Genomic DNA, 15,168 nt, shown 5'->3' on the forward strand with positions numbered 1-15,168 from the left:
TGATCATGATCAACTACTCGGCATTGAGCACTACGGAAAAAGTAGTTATTGCTTACGGTAAGACGAAGCGAAACAGCTCAGCCGACTTGCCGGGAAACGTCAGTCTGAGCCCAGCTTTGCTGCCTGCTGCGGCTTGGTAAGAGCCTTCGGCCAACATCGCGTTGTCGCCGGAGGGTTCCAGCGGCAAGACCTGCTTGGCACTGCCGTTTAAGAGCGTGACTTCGCCCAACGCACCGTTGCTGGTGATCGGGTTATAGGTAGCATCATGGCGCAAGCATTTTGGTTTGCTCGTCAGAAACGGACACATCGATCACGGTCCAGTCAGCTACCAGGCAATACGCTTTGCCCGGAAAATGCGCCTCAACAAACGACACCGCTTCGGCATCTCAGAACACTGCCGATCAAGCTGTTTCCTTTACCAACGAGTAAATCGATCAAGCCCGACATTTCCATACATTCCTCCGGGTTTGCCTAAGAAGAAATATGCCTTCGTTCTTACAACCTATCCGCATCGAGAAGGACTTATTAGCCTCCGGCGTCGATCTCTATCAGCTGTGTTTTGGCGCATTGCCGATAGAGTTCGATCCCGGATTGATTATAAGGCCCGTCCTCTGTCCAATCAGAAAGCCAGACCGCTGGATGATATTGCGCATGCAACCAGGAGCCGTGCAGCAGTGGCGGACACGATTACTTCATAGTCCGCTTCCTTGCGAGAGTTTAGATTCAACAGCGAGGCGCCGGCGGCGCATCAAGCGGTAAGCTGCCGGAATAACAAACAGGGACAGTAAGGGCGCGGTAACCATGCCACCGACCATGGGCGCGGCAATGCGGCTCATTACTTCGCTACCGGTACCGCTACCCAATAGGATCGGCAACAGGCCAGCAATGATGACGGCTACGGTCATGGCCTTGGGTCGAACACGCTGCACGGCTCCTTCGCTAATCGCTGCGATTAGTCCACGCTCAGTACTGTCGCCGGCCTCTACACGCTCGGCCCAGGCGTTTTTTAAGTAGAGCAGCATGATCACACCGAATTCGGCAGAAACACCCGCCAGAGCAATGAAACCGACGCCAGTAGCCACCGACAGGTTGAATCCCAGCAGGTAGAGGAACCACGCCCCACCGGTAAGGGCGAACGGCAAGGTGGCCATGATCAGCAAAGCCTCGTCGAATCGGGCAAACGTCAGGTACAGCAGTACGAAAATGATCAGCAGCGTGGCGGGCACCACCAGTTTGAGCCGTGCGTTGGCTCGTTCAAGAAACTCGAACTGTCCCGAGTAACTCAGGCTCATGCCTGGCTGCAGCTTGACCTGCTCACTCACAACCCGACGCAGATCGGCAACCACGGAAGCAATGTCCCGGCCACGCACGTCGATATACACCCATCCGGAAGGTCGGGCATTTTCGCTCTTGAGCATCGGCGGGCCTTCACTGACTTTGACCTTCGCCACGGTACCAAGAGTGATCTGACTCCCCAAAGGGGTGTAGATTGGCAATTGCTCCAGGGCGCCGAGCGAGTCACGCCACTCACGGGGATAACGTACGTTGATAGGGAAGCGTGCGAGCCCTTCAATGGTCTCGCCAACGTTCTCACCGCCAATAGCACCGGCCACGATCGACTGCACATCAGCGATATTCAATCCGTAGCGGGCAGCGGCTTTGCGGTCGATATCCACATCGACGTAACGCCCACCGGTTAATCGTTCGGCCAGTGCCGAACTGACACCGGGCACGTCCTTGGCCGCGCGCTGGACGGCCTGCGTGGCTGCATCGATCTCCATCAAGTTGCTGCCGGCAATTTTTACTCCGATCGGACTCTTGATCCCGGTGGCGAGCATGTCGATGCGGTTGCGGATCGGTGGTATCCAGATATTAGTCAGGCCAGGGACCCGTACCACTCGATCCAGCTCTTCCACCAATTTTTCCTGGGTCATACCAGGACGCCATTGCTCGCGAGGTTTGAACTGGATAGTGGTCTCGAACATCTCCAGCGGCGCGGGGTCGGTGGCAGTTTCAGCGCGGCCGGCCTTACCGAAGACGTGTTCAACTTCGGGTACTGTCTTGATCAGACGGTCAGTCTGTTGCAGCAACTGCGCTGCTTTCTGCGCCGACAATCCCGGCAGAGCCGAAGGCATATAGAGTAAATCGCCCTCGTCCAGCGCAGGGAGGAATTCGCCACCCAAACGGGAGATCGGCCACAACGCGCTAAGGAAGACCAATAAAGCGATCAACAGGGTGACTTTGGGCCGATGTAACACCGCATCCAGGGCCGGTTGATAGATCCTGATCAACCAGCGGTTCAGAGGATTCCGGTCCTCTTTGGGGATCCGTCCACGAATCCAGTAGCCCATCAGCACCGGCACCAGGGTTACCGATAGTCCTGCCGCCGCAGCCATGGCATAGGTCTTGGTGAAGGCCAATGGACCAAATAGACGACCCTCTTGGGCCTCTAGGGTGAACACTGGAATGAATGACAGGGTGATGATCAGCAGGCAGAAGAACAGCGCCGGTCCCACCTCCGCCGCCGCTTCGGTTATCACATGCCAGTGACGTTCGCCCTTCAACTCTTCCCCTGGATGGGCCACATGCCAGGCCTCAATCTTTTTGTGGGCGTTCTCGATCATTACCACGGCGGCATCGACCATGGCGCCGATGGCGATGGCGATCCCGCCCAAGGACATGATGTTGGCGTTGATCCCTTGGTAACGCATAACGATGAAGGCAATCAGCACCCCCACCGGTAAGGAGATGATTGCCACCAGGGATGAACGCAGATGCCAGAGGAATACTGCACAGACCAACGCGACGACGATGAACTCCTCGAGTAGCTTGTAGCTGAGGTTTTCGACGGCGCGATCGATCAGTTTGCTGCGGTCATAGGTGGTGACGATTTCCACCCCCGCCGGCAAACTGCTTTTCAGGTCGTCCAGTTTGGCCTTGACCGCCGCAATGGTCTCACGAGCGTTCTTGCCGCTACGCAGAATAACCACGCCGCCGACAGTCTCACCCTCGCCGTCGAGCTCGGTGATACCACGACGCATCTCCGGGCCCAACTGGATCGTTGCCACGTCGCCGAGGGTCACCGGCACCCCGCCGGCACCGAGCTTGAGCGGAATCGAACGAAAGTCATTGAGCGTCTTCAGGTAACCGGAAGCGCGCACCATAAACTCGGTCTCCGCCATCTCCAGTAACGCACCACCGGTTTCCTGATTGGCCTTGCCGATAGCCTCAGTCACCGCTGCTTGAGTGATGCCTAGGTTGGCCAGTTTCAGTGGGTCGAGCTGCACCTGATACTGCTTGACCATGCCGCCCACGGTGGCCACTTCCGCAACATTCGGTAGGGTCTTGAGTTCGAACTTGAGGAACCAGTCCTGCAAGGCGCGCAGTTGCGCCAAGTCGTGTCCGCCACTGCGATCCACCAGTGCGTACTGATAGATCCAGCCCACGCCTGTGGCGTCGGGTCCCAAGGACGGTTTGGCGGAAGCCGGTAGGCGGCTTTGGACCTGACTCAAGTATTCCAGCACCCGCGAGCGGGCCCAATATAAGTCCGTGCCGTCTTCGAACAACACGTACACGAAGCTGTCGCCGAAAAAGGAATAGCCGCGTACGGTCTTAGCCCCCGGCACCGAGAGCATGGTGGTGGCCAACGGATAGGTCACCTGGTTCTCAACTATCTGCGGCGCTTGTCCCGGATAAGGGGTGCGGATAATCACCTGAACATCGGAAAGGTCTGGCAATGCATCGATGGGTGTGCTCTGAACCGACCAGACGCCCCAAACCGTGACGAAGATCGTCGCCAGCAGCACCAGAAAGCGGTTTGCCACTGACCAGCGAATCAGGGCGGCGATCATGGCTGGCCCCCTAGTTTTTCCAGGTGTTCAACGCGCAAACCATCATCGGTTTGGCTAACCGAGACCCTAACCTTCTCGCCAGTCTTGAGACCTTGAATGAGAGCAGGGTCAGCCAATGGGAGGGTCATGGTCATACCCGGCATGCCCAGCGTCTTGAACGGACCAAGGGCAATTGTTACGTCTTGGTTGTTGATCTCGACGATCTTCCCATCCGCCTCATGAAAGCTGGAGGCTGCTGCGCTGGGTGGTGACATTTCCAGCGTGCTCGCAACAATGCCCTTGAGACTGGCCTCAGAGTCGAGCAGAAACTGTCCAGAGCTGACTACCTGCTGACCTTCTTCCAACCCCTTTAAAACCACCGTCTTGCCTTCGTTTTCCTGCCCGAGTTGCACTTCTATGGGGCGGTAGCGACCAGCGTCTTCGGCGAGCATCACCAAGACTCGTCGGCCGGTGCGAATGATTGCCTCGCTCGGCACCCACAGCACACTTTGTTCGGTCGAACGATTCAGGTGCACTTGGGCCGTCATACCCGGCCTGAGTCGCCCATCCAGGTTGGGCAGTTCGACCCGCACACGCACAGTTCGGCTGTCGGGATTGGTTTCGGGCAAAATCGCACTGACCGTGCCCTTAAGCACTGTGCCCGGAAAGGCTGGCAGACGTGCTTCGACCGCTTGCCCCATGATGATCGATCCAGTCTCCGACTCTGGAACGGCCACTGCCAGCCAGACGCTGCTCAAGCCATTGACTCGAGCCAGAGTCTCGCCGGCCGCCACGGTCATACCCGAACGTACATTCAACTCTTGCAGCACACCGCTTATGGGGCTGGTGAGCGTCAGGACCGGCTGGGTCTTGCCGCTTCGCTCCACTTGAGCAATCAACGTCGCTGGCATCCCGGTCAAGCGCAAGCGTTGGCGCGCTGCCGCCAGCAAGTCGGCATCGCCACTGCGTTTGAGTGCGAGAAACTCTTCCTGAGCAGCGGCCCACTCCGGGACCAGGATATCGGCTAAAGCCGCATGGGCTTTGAGCACATCGCCTGGAGCACGGGCATACACCCGCTCCACAAAGCCAGCAGTACGCGATTGAATCACCGCAACATCCCGCTCGTCGAATGCCAGCACACCGACCACGTCCAGGCTGGAAGCAAGCACGCCGCGAGTGACTGTGGCCAGTCGTAAGCCGAGATTCTGGGTCAGGCTGGGGTCAATACTGATGGCAGCACTGTCCGCTGCAGCATCAGCGTAGCGGGGCTTCAACTCCATATCCATAAAGGGAGATTTGCCTGGTTTATCGAATTTCTGTTGCGGCTGCATCGGGTCGTACCAATACAGTACTTTGCGTTCGTCTTGCGTTTTAGGGGCCTGTTCGGAGGTGGTCTCAGGCATTGCACTCATGCGCTGCTGAGCGAACCAATAACCGCCGGCAGCGCCCAAGGCAATCGAGAGGCCTGTCAGCAAAGCCCCTTTCCAGATTCGAGTGCTCATTGATTGGCGTCCCCATAAGCAAAATACAGGCGAGCACTGGTGAGGGCGCGCTGTTCTTCGAAGTCGATCTGTTTGAGGCGGGTCTCGATGAGTTCCCGTCGGGCCGCGATGACCGCCGCCAAGTCGCTTTTACCGGCGCGGTAGCTGGCCATGGTCAGCGCCACCTTTTCCTTGGCCAGGGGTAGCAGACTGTCCTGGCTGCGGCGCATGGCACGGTTTAGACGCTCGTACTCGGCCAAATCGTCCTCCAGTTGCTGGGTATGTTCACGTATGAGAGCCTCGCGCTCGGCCTCCAACTGATTCAGTTCGGCGTGTTTGGCGGCGATCTTCGGGTTTTGTCGGGAGTCGGGGAACAGTGGCAGGTCGAACGTGAACTGCACGCTGACCATGTCGCCGAACTGACGGCCGCGCCGCTGGTAATCAAGCTCCCAACTCCAGTCGGACTGCTTTTCCGCCTTGGCTTCACGGACCTTGGCCTGCGCTTCGCGAGTCATTGGAACGAACGCCGCCAGTGCGGGGTGATGTTGCAGCTTATGCGGGTAACCCGAAGCGTCGATGGGCCACTCGGGCAAGCTGCCGACGGGCTGGTCATTGGCGGCCGGACCTATCCAGCGTCTGAGAGCTGCTCTGGCTTGAGCCCGCAAACGGATCAGGTCGTCTTGTTGTTCCGCCAACTGAGCCGCCTCCTGTTTCGGCGTTACTGCATCGGCAGGCTGACCACGGCCTCCGGCGATCTGCGCCCGGACGGTATCAGCCAATAGACGGTTCTCCCGGTAAAAATCCTGAAAAAGCGCCTCTTTACGTTCGACGGAGTAGCTGCTGATCCAGGCTAATGCCGTGGCCTGACGAACGTTCAAGCGCTCGACACGGCTTTCGGCCGCGGCTCGATCTATTGACGCTTCCGCAACTTCAATGCGCGCCCTACGCTTGTCACGGTTGGGTACCTCCTGCATGACGCCGACCATCTGCATGGTCATGAAGTCCTGCTCGAGGCGCCAGCGGTCAGGGCCGCCGATGGGATAGTTTTGTACGCCCAGTAGGAGCTTCGGGTCGGGTAGTTCACCGGCTGGAATGGCGGCGCTGCTGGCGGCTTGCAGTTTGGCTGCTTGGGCGGTCAGTGATGGTGCATTGTTTTCAGCCAAGCGTAAGGCTTCGTCGAGTGTCAGGGGCGCAGCAAGACTTGGCAACGCCAGCACGCTTGCCGCCAGGGCCGCCACGAGGGGCCAACCGGTGCAGTAGCACTTGGAATTCATGTTCACGATTCCTGTGATGATCCACTGCGCGCCTCTCTAAACATGCGCACAGATATGCCATCCCGCGCCAGAGCAGGATGAGGCTCAGTGTGGTACAGGAATCAAGCGCGAGGCGGTCGCCACACCCCGGACGGGGTCTGAGTAGGCAGGGAGTCGCTGAAGATTGTCAGCATCTGAGGACTGGACAAACGGGTGGCAGGTTTCCCAAACGACACCTGTAGCAGACTGGCGCTCCTGCATTCCTGACCAGGTTTGCAGGGTTTGCCATGGTCGGAGGAGCTGCTCATCTCGACGCAGCAGTCCTGGTTCATATCAGCCATCATGGTCATGCCCGTCGTTTTCATCGGGCAAGGTTCTATCGGTGACTGAATACCCGCCATCCCGCTGAGGGGAAGCGCCAAGCTGATCAGGAAAATGAGGCAACACCGCAGATAGCGTTTCATGCGAAGGAGTTTAGTCGCAGGTAAAGGGATAAACCATTACGAATCTGTCAGGAGGAACCAGCCAGATAGCCCAGCAGGTCAACATGAGTCTCCTTGCCTAGAAACAAGGACTCGCTAAACAGCGAAGCCTGACTCCCTGAGCATGGAAGTAGTTAAAGCTCACAGAATACCGTTCGGATCACGTTTGATTGGTTTTACTATTAGTGTGGCCTCGGTAGCTGCCGTAGCTGCCGTAGCTGCCGTAGCTGCAAAGTAAGGGAGCCCACTAGCCTTTGTTTACACGGCCATGCTCAAAGGGTTCGATGAGCTGTCCAAGGTAATTTTTGGGGTAATCCTTTCCATGCAATCCGACCTCGGCTTGGCCTAGTTTCCCCAGACTGTCATAGAACGTGCCAAATATTCGGTCCCACACCATCAGAAACTCACCATAGTTGACCTGGGCGTCTTCAAAGTCGCGTTTGTGATGCCAGCGATGAATTTCGGCAACACCGATAATGTGGCGCAACCATCCCACCCGGTAGTCCAGGTTCGAATGCTGGAAGGCCAAGTGCACTGTTAGAACTCCAAACCAAGTGGCCACAACTGCGGAGGGTGCGCCTGATGCGAACAGGATCACCAGCCCCGGACTCGCCATAAGCACCGCGTGCAACGGATGTCGTCGCTCCCCGTTCATCCAATACAACCGCTCGGCGCTGTGATGTGGCATGTGAAAACGCCACAGCCAATGCACTCGGTGACTGATCCGGTGCATGACATATAGGCTCAGATCGAGTACGGCGATGACTAGTAGCAACTGCAGCCACAGCGGGCTCTCGATCGGAAAGAGACGAACCGAAGCTGGCACCGCATCACCAAGCTTGACCAGGACTCCAGCTGTGAATTGAATGACAGAAAGGTTCACCAACATGTGCAGCAGGTCTGTCGCGGTGTCGTGATGATCCTCAAGCCAAGCTTCTCGGAAAGGTTGGATGCGCTCCAAACCAGCAATGATCAAAAGTCCCACTGCAGCAACTAGGGGAGTCGTGGGCCAATACGGTACGCCGGTATACAGCGTCCAGATCATGAAGGCAGCAGAGCCGCCAAACACGAGTGGATAGCTCACCCACCGTAAGGCGAATCGTAGAAAGGAAGGCATTGCTCAGCTCCTAGATATGGAACCATCACAATATGTTAAGAGGTGAGCTTTCGACTTGAACGAAAGAGCTAAACCTCCTGGAGATGAACATCTGCCAAGGCGGATGACGGATCGATACCCAGTAGCGCCCGGAATGTCCGGGAGAAATGAGCCGAGTCTGAAAAGCCCGCCTCATGAGCCGCGTCGGTCAGCCGTGCACCTTTTGCCAAATGCTGCAGGGCTTGCGTGAGACGTAACCATCTCGCGTAACTGCGAAGCGGCAGCCCCGTCTGCTCCACGAACCAATGAGAAAACCGCGTGGGGGATAGATGCACCACCGCGGCCAACTCTTCGCGTCCCATTTGGCCTCTGCTCAGCGCCTCAATGACCTTGATCAAGCGAGGATCTGGGGGCGGGAGATCGGGCAGTCGCAGTGCCTGGCGCACCCCGGTCCTAACCTGGAGATCAGTGTGTCCTGGCTCGTGCAGTGCGTCGACTATCGGCGCTACGTCCGCCGGAGTGATCCAAATCACCCTCGCTTCTTCCGCACCCCGCAGAGCGCGGGCTTCCTCGGACAGCGCATCCACATAGATCGACAGAACGTGACCGGCGCTCAGTTGGTGTTTCATACCGGCCGGAATGAAGATGGCGCCCCCTGTTTGAATACCCATCGGGGTTTGAACCGATACAGTTGAGTCGAGGCCAACTGAGATCTGATGTGCTTGATGGAGGTGCCATTCTTGGTGACCGGCACGGCCATAAAAGACACCGATACCAGGGCCAACCCATGCATGACCCGCCCAGCGCACGGTCTCTGCTGTAACCCAGCTTTTCATTCTCTAGCTCGGCCTACTTCCACTTTTTTCCGTGCTGACTGCACACGTATAGTCATTCGGCATCTGACTGCGGCATCGTATTGATGCTGGGCCATGATGGGCTATTCGTGCGCCGACTCCCAATTTCTTTACCGTGCTTGCGCACCTGGATAGTTGAGAGTTTTTGCCGACGCCGGTTCGACCGCTTTGCCACCGTTCGGGTAATGAACTTTTGTGATTAGTTTGCCGGGTACTCAGCGATCACTTGGTCAGTACCTGCTTTGCTCAGACCGATGACCTGATACGCATCCTGCTTCCCACCAGCCTCCATACCAGGCGAGCCTGCCGGCATCCCCGGCACAGCAATCCCAATAAGGTCATCGCGTTTGCTCAAGGCAACTATTTGCTCAGCTGGTACGTGGCCTTCAACAAATTTTCCGTTGATCACTGCGGTGTGGCAGGACGAGAGTCGTGGAGCAACACCGAGATCCTGCTTGACCGCGCTCATGTTGGTTTCTACATGATCAACGACGGTGAAGCCGTTAGCTTCAAGGTGCTGGATCCACTTCTTGCAGCATCCACAGTTAGCGTCACGATGGACGTCGATCGTCAGCGACTCTGCTGCATGACCAACTGAACTGATAAACAGAGCCGCGAACGCAGCGAGGCGAAGTGCCCGACCGGGACGAAGAAAGTTATTTCGCATGGGTATGCTCCTTCCCATCAGCGTGGGTATGAGTTTTTGGCTGAACGGCCGGAGTTGCAGGAGCGTCATGTGAAGCCTCCAAAACCTGAGGATGGGCGTGTTTGGTACTTTCATCCTGAGAAGGCGCTGCGGCCGCCTCATGGGCATGGGCGCTGTTTCTCTCGCCATGATGGTCGCCTGCTTCGGCTATCTCTTCGGCTGCACCCGCATCATGATGCCCCGCGACAGCCCCTTTTTGGCCCTCATGCTGGCCTTCATGGTTATGCATTTTGCTCTCGCCGCCACCGTGTTGATGACCACCGCTGCTGGTTGCTAGAGCGTTGTATTGCTCTGCATCCAATGAAGGCAGCTGTTGGAGAAAAGCGACCATTCCCCATATGTAGGGATCGGCCATGCTTTTACCCCAAGCGGGCATGCCTGTGGATTTGATTCCATGCTTGATGATCCAGAAAGCTGCGGAAGGGTTTCCATCAACGCCCAGTTTTGAAAGATTCGGAGGTGCAGGGTAAAGGCTATTACTTAATTCGGTTCCTGCAATACCTGGAGCCAGATGGCAACCAATGCACATAGCGTTGTAGTTGCCAGCACCTGCGCGGATGAGAGCTTCTTCGCTCAGGTCGGGGACTTTAATATCGCGTGAGCGCACAGCAATCGAGCGATCCCGAGCAGTGGAAAGAAGTGAGTGAACGGGGCCGAAATGCGGATCATCCGCCCCAACATTGATCACACCAGAATACACCACGCCGGCACCTACTATTGCGGCGACCACCCCGGCAGCAGTCAATGTTTTCAATGTTCTTTTCATGTCAGGCCCTCAAAACCACATCCGAATACCGGCGACAAATCGCGCCTCGTTCGCATCCTCTCCTTCATCGCTGGCCAAGTCTGCCGTATTGCCGTAGGAGCGGCTCCAGCTAACACCAATATAAGGGGCAAATTGGCGAACAATCTCATAACGCAATCGGAGCCCTACTTCGGTGTTTGCCAATCCAGACCCAATGCCGCGTTGAGGATCATTTTTTCCGTAAAAATTGGCTTCGGCCGTCGGCTGCAAGATCAGGCGATTGGTCAGCAGAATGTCGTAGTCGCCTTCCAATCGAGCTGCGGTTTGACCGTTCTCACCGATGTAGGCAGTCGCTTCGGCTTCAAAGTTATAGAGGGCCATGCCCTGAATACCGAGCGCTCCCCAAGTTTGTGGTGACCCGGGCTTGAAGTCTTGTCGTACGCCGGTGACGACATCCCACCATGGACCGATGGAGTGCCCCCAAAGTGCTGAGAGTTCAGCGCTTTCCGTTACGCCATTGGTACGTTCGCCTTCCGAGCGCAACCACAGTCGATCAACGTCACCGCCGATCCATCCTTTTGCATCCCAAGCCAATGCACTACCGTTGTCAGCATCCTGGTACTCGAACTTATCCAGCAGCATGAAGGAGTTGAGTTTTTTGTCGTGGACACCATGACCAGCGACATCTGGAAAGGCGGCTGCACGGTCAGCGTCGGTAAGTACGGGGACTGGGGTTCGACTGGTGGTAGTCGCCCCTCCATCCATACTTTCCATTCCGTCCATTTTCCCGTCATCCATACTCATCTTGCTGTGATCCATAGCCCCCATCTTGCTATGGTCCATAGCTCCCATTGAGCCGTGGTCCATCTTGGAGTGATCCATCTCTTCAGCGGCGTGAGCCACGACAAAGAAAGCAGGACTGGTAGAAACTGCCAGTGCCATCAACGTTGGGCGTAAAAACTTCCTGGTCATGATCTCAATCTGCCTTTTTGGTTTTTTGGTCATGATCCATCGACTCATGGCTCATCTTGCTGTGGTCCATTGACCCGTGATCGGGCTTAGACTCGTTTGTCGCAGTTGCAGGCTTGCTCGTTGCTTTCGCAGGAGTAGCAGGTGAGTGATCACTACTATCTTCGACTGCCAGCGTCACGGACGAGAGTCCACCCATCAAGCCGACGGCAAAGAGGCAGCCGACCAGCGATTTACGATTTAGGTATGTGCTCACAGATCGTCTCCTTTACTCATCAACCCGTACTTCACGGAACATGCCCATTTCCATATGGAATAGCAGGTGGCAGTGATAGGCCCAGCGACCTAAGGCATCAGCAGTGACTCGGTAGCTGCGTTTGGTTCCAGGCGGCATGTCGATCGTGTGTTTGCGCACCATGAATTTGCCGTTCTCATCCTCAAGGTCGCTCCACATGCCGTGGAGGTGGATGGGGTGGGTCATCATGGTATCGTTCACCAGGGTGATGCGCAGACGCTCGCCATACTTGAGGCGCAACGGCTCGGCGTCAGAGAATTTGATGCCATTGAATGACCACGAGAACTTCTCCATGTGACCGGTCAGATGCAGCTCAATGGTGCGATTGGGTTCGCGGCCGTCAGGATCTTGGAAAGTGCTTTTCAGATCTGAGTAGGTGAGCACGCGACGGCCATTGTTCCGCAAGCCAATGCCAGGATCGTTTAGCTTCGGTGTCGGGCTCATGGCTTGCATGTCAACCAAGGGGTTATTGGTTTCGGAGGCTGGGTGAGTCTGCATTTCGCCACCCATGCCGCCCATGCCTGCCATCTTGCTGTGGTCCATGCCGGCCATGTTGGACATGTCGCCTTTGTCCATTCCCGCCATCTTGCTGTGGTCCATGCCGGCCATGTTGGGCGTGTCGCCTTTGTCCATGCCCGCCATCTTGCTGTGGTCCATACCGGCCATGTTAGTCATGTCACCGCTGTCCATGCCGGTCATCCCGGTCATGTTACTTTGGTCCATTCCGGCCATCTTGCTGTGGTCCATGCCAGCCATGCCTGACATGTCGCCGCCGCCCATACCAGCCATGCTGCCATGGTCCATGCCCGCCATACCGCCCATACCCATGTCATCCATGGTCAAAAGCGGCCGAGGATCAATCGCAGGTACCTGTGCCTTTAATCCTTCGCGAACTGCCAAGGTTCCACGTGCATAACCGGTTCTATCCATGGACTGGGCGAAGATTGTGTAAGCCTCTTCGCTGGCAGGTTCTACGATCACGTCATACGTTTCTGCCACGGCGATGCGGAATTCGTCGACGCTCACCGGTTTGACATGTTGGCCGTCGGCGGCCACAACGGTCATTTTCAAGCCAGGAATGCGGACGTCGAAATAGCTCATCGCCGAGCCGTTGATAAAGCGCAGGCGTAACTTCTCACCCGGTTTGAAAATACCGGTCCAGTTACCGTTAGGCGCCTGGCCATTCATGAGGTAGGTATAAGTATCCCCACTGACGTCTGCGAGATCAGTGGGGTTCATTTTCATTTCAGCCCACATCTTCCGGTCGGCTACGGCAGATGACCAGCCTTCCTTGCTGACATCGTCGATGAAATCGCCAACGGTACGTTTGTGATGGTTGTAGTAGTCAGATTGCTTCTTGAGCTTCGCCATGACGCGACTAGGATCTTCGTCGGTCCAGTCAGTCAACATCACCACGTAGTCGCGGTTGTATTGAAAAGGTTCAGGCTCTTTCGAGTCGATAACGATTGGCCCGTAAACACCGGCCTGCTCCTGTAAACCCGAGTGGCTGTGATACCAGTAGGTACCGTTCTGATGAACCTTGAATTTGTACTCGTACATGCCATCGGGTGCGATGCCATGGAAACTCAAGCCAGGTACACCGTCCATGTTGGCCGGCAGGATGATCCCGTGCCAATGGATTGAGGTGTCTTGGTCCAGGCGATTTTTCACACGCAGTGTGACCGTATCGCCTTCGCGCCAGCGCAGCAAAGGTCCGGGCAACGAACCATTGATGGTCATGGCTGTGCGCGGCGAGCCAGTTATGTTTACAGGGGTTTCACCAATAAACAGATCAAATTCGTTGCCGGTGAGAACGCTCGGCAGACCAGGACTGGTCACTGCCCATACAGGAGTGCGCCACAGACCAAGGCCGCCAAGAATGCCACCAGCGGCCAGGCCTTTAACGAATGTCCGCCTAGAGGTTTTGGAATGCATGCCGTTTATGTCCAATCAGTCAAAAGGGAAGCCGTACGAAACAACCAATGAGTTGCCCGGATGAGCTTCGCCCACCGTCACAAAAAACGAACTCTTACGGCAAGCGAGCTCAGAAATTGCCACATTTAAACCACCACAGTGATTACATTTCTGTCAGCTTGGGAATGTACCCAGCTATTTAGCAATTCTTGTGGTCCATCGCTTTGGCTTGGCTTTCTGCGACGGGAGGTTGGGAGCTTTGCGTTTGAGCTACTTGGTACGACTCCATCGAATTATTCCTAGCCACTTCCATACGTGCGAACGCCCGGTCACCACCGCCTTCAGCCATAGCCAAAGAAGAGACGGTCAGGGCTGCGATGACGAACAAAGTTTTGATGGGGTTCATTTGAATTTCCTCGGATGAGTATTGGTAACCCCTCGAATCCACATCAAGTGACAATTCTTAGGGGAGAGCTTAAGGCTCAATAGGACTATAAGACTCATACCCTGTCAGGAACCTTAGGCTCTGTACGTAAACCCAAGAAATACGATTTTCTGTAAAATACACCGCCATTAAAAGCCAGGAGGCCAAGATGGCAAAGCGGTATGAACTCCCCGACGCAGCCTGGGATCTGGTTGCAGATATCTTCACCAAAAATCAGCGCACCGGGCGCCCTCGGGCCGATGATCGCCTGATGCTAAACGGTATTCTCTGGGTGCTTTGCTCTGGCGCAGCCTGGCGAGACATGCCCGAACGATTCGGCCCTTGGTCAACGATCTATCAACGGTTCCGGGGATGGCGTGATTGCGGAGCTTTTGATCAGATGCTCAAGCGTCTTCATATCCGATTGAATGAGCAGGGTTTGATTGACTTGGAAACATGGATGATCGACTCCACTGCCGTACGAGCAACCCGGGCCTCATCAGGTGCCGGGAAAAAAGGGGATTTGAAGAACCGCAAGACCACGCGCTCGGGCGCAGCCGGGGTGGCCTGACGACCAAGATTCACATGCTGTGCGACGCCAATGGTGTGCCTCTGCGTTTCCTGTTGTCAGGCGGACAAGCCAGCGATATAGCCTATGCCCAACCGCTACTCGATCAGGCTTGCATACCCAGCCTGCGCGGTCGCCCACGCAAGCGTTGCCGCTGGTTGCTGGCTGACAAGGGTTACGACGCTGAAGCGCTGCGCCAGTATTGTGATCGTTATCGCATGCAGCCAGTCATTCCGTTGCGAAGCATGAAGCGCAAAACCAAGCCAGGATTGCCTCGACTTTTTGATCGCCCCAAATATCGGCAGCGCAACATCATCGAACGCATGTTTGGCTGGCTGAAGGAGAACCGTCGCATCGTGACGCGCTTCGACAAGCTCGCAACAAGTTTTGCGGCGATGGTCTCATTGGCCTGCGCTATGCGGTGCTTGCGACAATACTTTACGTACAGAGCCTAGTGGGAATTTCCAGCCCGCACCAACGTCGTCCAACTATCTTGATGATAGCCCTCGGATCATTTCGTCCGGTTGTCTAGCTTACTCACTTTCACGTGC

At 56.2% G+C, this 15,168-nt stretch carries 15 protein-coding genes; 1 reads left to right on the top strand and 14 read right to left on the bottom strand.

Going from position 1 to position 15,168, the window contains the following annotated elements; all coding sequences use genetic code 11:
* Positions 1-52: 52 nt before the first annotated feature.
* The 14 genes from ACX3YD_RS33035 to ACX3YD_RS33100 all read right to left on the bottom strand — a co-directional run bounded on the left by ACX3YD_RS33035 (position 53) and on the right by ACX3YD_RS33100 (position 14,031).
* Positions 53-307 carry a hypothetical protein gene (locus ACX3YD_RS33035; RefSeq protein WP_090401476.1) on the bottom strand — a complete coding sequence of 85 codons (255 nt, stop codon included), beginning with the start codon at positions 305-307 and terminating at the stop codon, positions 53-55.
* A complete protein-coding gene (locus ACX3YD_RS33040) occupies positions 264-374 on the bottom strand; it encodes a DUF6957 family protein (protein WP_390620690.1) in 111 nt (36 codons plus the stop codon). Before ACX3YD_RS33040 ends, ACX3YD_RS33035 begins: the two co-directional genes overlap by 44 nt.
* Positions 375-692: 318 nt before the next feature.
* On the bottom strand, positions 693-3,851 hold the full coding sequence (locus ACX3YD_RS33045; RefSeq protein WP_052966030.1) for an efflux RND transporter permease subunit: 3,159 nt from the start codon (positions 3,849-3,851) through the stop codon (positions 693-695).
* Positions 3,848-5,332, bottom strand: coding sequence for an efflux RND transporter periplasmic adaptor subunit (locus ACX3YD_RS33050; protein ID WP_090401474.1), 1,485 nt, complete (start codon positions 5,330-5,332; stop codon positions 3,848-3,850). The genes ACX3YD_RS33045 and ACX3YD_RS33050 overlap by 4 nt, the downstream gene beginning before the upstream one ends.
* On the bottom strand, positions 5,329-6,585 hold the full coding sequence (locus tag ACX3YD_RS33055; RefSeq protein WP_172689356.1) for a TolC family protein: 1,257 nt from the start codon (positions 6,583-6,585) through the stop codon (positions 5,329-5,331). The genes ACX3YD_RS33050 and ACX3YD_RS33055 overlap by 4 nt, the downstream gene beginning before the upstream one ends.
* A gap of 101 nt (positions 6,586-6,686) precedes the next feature.
* Positions 6,687-7,028 (bottom strand): hypothetical protein, encoded by a 342-nt coding sequence (locus ACX3YD_RS33060; RefSeq protein WP_090401472.1) that lies wholly within the window; start codon positions 7,026-7,028, stop codon positions 6,687-6,689.
* 265 nt (positions 7,029-7,293) lie between these two features.
* Positions 7,294-8,163, bottom strand: coding sequence for a sterol desaturase family protein (locus tag ACX3YD_RS33065; protein ID WP_050683301.1), 870 nt, complete (start codon positions 8,161-8,163; stop codon positions 7,294-7,296).
* A gap of 68 nt (positions 8,164-8,231) precedes the next feature.
* Positions 8,232-8,978: a helix-turn-helix transcriptional regulator gene (locus ACX3YD_RS33070; protein ID WP_282410470.1), complete on the bottom strand. Its 747-nt coding sequence runs from the start codon at positions 8,976-8,978 to the stop codon at positions 8,232-8,234.
* Between the two features lie 217 nt (positions 8,979-9,195).
* Positions 9,196-9,663 (bottom strand): DUF411 domain-containing protein, encoded by a 468-nt coding sequence (locus tag ACX3YD_RS33075; RefSeq protein WP_052966109.1) that lies wholly within the window; start codon positions 9,661-9,663, stop codon positions 9,196-9,198.
* Positions 9,653-10,468, bottom strand: coding sequence for a c-type cytochrome (locus ACX3YD_RS33080; protein ID WP_282410471.1), 816 nt, complete (start codon positions 10,466-10,468; stop codon positions 9,653-9,655). Before ACX3YD_RS33080 ends, ACX3YD_RS33075 begins: the two co-directional genes overlap by 11 nt.
* Positions 10,469-10,477: 9 nt before the next feature.
* Positions 10,478-11,452, bottom strand: coding sequence for a copper resistance protein B (locus ACX3YD_RS33085; protein ID WP_050683289.1), 975 nt, complete (start codon positions 11,450-11,452; stop codon positions 10,478-10,480).
* On the bottom strand, positions 11,424-11,672 hold the full coding sequence (locus ACX3YD_RS33090; RefSeq protein ID WP_177346273.1) for a hypothetical protein: 249 nt from the start codon (positions 11,670-11,672) through the stop codon (positions 11,424-11,426). Before ACX3YD_RS33090 ends, ACX3YD_RS33085 begins: the two co-directional genes overlap by 29 nt.
* 12 nt (positions 11,673-11,684) lie before the next feature.
* Positions 11,685-13,646 carry a copper resistance system multicopper oxidase gene (locus ACX3YD_RS33095; protein WP_050683288.1) on the bottom strand — a complete coding sequence of 654 codons (1,962 nt, stop codon included), beginning with the start codon at positions 13,644-13,646 and terminating at the stop codon, positions 11,685-11,687.
* Positions 13,647-13,824: 178 nt separating this feature from the next.
* Positions 13,825-14,031, bottom strand: a complete 207-nt coding sequence (locus ACX3YD_RS33100) for a co-regulatory protein PtrA N-terminal domain-containing protein (RefSeq protein ID WP_050683287.1) — start codon at positions 14,029-14,031, stop codon at positions 13,825-13,827.
* Positions 14,032-14,218: 187 nt separating this feature from the next.
* Between ACX3YD_RS33100 and ACX3YD_RS33105 the strand changes: the two genes are divergently transcribed.
* Positions 14,219-15,072 (top strand): IS5 family transposase gene (locus ACX3YD_RS33105; RefSeq protein WP_086005488.1). Its coding sequence is split into 2 segments (ribosomal slippage): positions 14,219-14,560 and positions 14,563-15,072, totalling 852 coding nucleotides; the frame shifts between segments, so codons are not numbered across the junction.
* The last annotated feature ends 96 nt before the right edge of the window (positions 15,073-15,168 follow it).

The sequence above is a fragment of the Pseudomonas fluorescens group sp. PF-1 genome, from assembly GCF_054481335.1.

Excerpts from the sequence above, each read along its gene's own strand:
- ACX3YD_RS33095 (WP_050683288.1), bottom strand. The coding sequence starts at position 13,646 with ATGCATTCCAAAACCTCTAGGCGGACATTCGTTAAAGGCCTGGCCGCT.
- ACX3YD_RS33080 (WP_282410471.1), bottom strand. The coding sequence starts at position 10,468 with ATGAAAAGAACATTGAAAACATTGACTGCTGCCGGGGTGGTCGCCGCA.
- ACX3YD_RS33060 (WP_090401472.1), bottom strand. The coding sequence starts at position 7,028 with ATGAAACGCTATCTGCGGTGTTGCCTCATTTTCCTGATCAGCTTGGCG.
- ACX3YD_RS33070 (WP_282410470.1), bottom strand. The coding sequence starts at position 8,978 with ATGAAAAGCTGGGTTACAGCAGAGACCGTGCGCTGGGCGGGTCATGCA.
- ACX3YD_RS33045 (WP_052966030.1), bottom strand. The coding sequence starts at position 3,851 with ATGATCGCCGCCCTGATTCGCTGGTCAGTGGCAAACCGCTTTCTGGTG.
- ACX3YD_RS33055 (WP_172689356.1), bottom strand. The coding sequence starts at position 6,585 with ATGAATTCCAAGTGCTACTGCACCGGTTGGCCCCTCGTGGCGGCCCTG.
- ACX3YD_RS33075 (WP_052966109.1), bottom strand. The coding sequence starts at position 9,663 with ATGCGAAATAACTTTCTTCGTCCCGGTCGGGCACTTCGCCTCGCTGCG.
- ACX3YD_RS33100 (WP_050683287.1), bottom strand. The coding sequence starts at position 14,031 with ATGAACCCCATCAAAACTTTGTTCGTCATCGCAGCCCTGACCGTCTCT.
- ACX3YD_RS33035 (WP_090401476.1), bottom strand. The coding sequence starts at position 307 with ATGTGTCCGTTTCTGACGAGCAAACCAAAATGCTTGCGCCATGATGCT.
- ACX3YD_RS33085 (WP_050683289.1), bottom strand. The coding sequence starts at position 11,452 with ATGACCAAAAAACCAAAAAGGCAGATTGAGATCATGACCAGGAAGTTT.
- ACX3YD_RS33050 (WP_090401474.1), bottom strand. The coding sequence starts at position 5,332 with ATGAGCACTCGAATCTGGAAAGGGGCTTTGCTGACAGGCCTCTCGATT.
- ACX3YD_RS33065 (WP_050683301.1), bottom strand. The coding sequence starts at position 8,163 with ATGCCTTCCTTTCTACGATTCGCCTTACGGTGGGTGAGCTATCCACTC.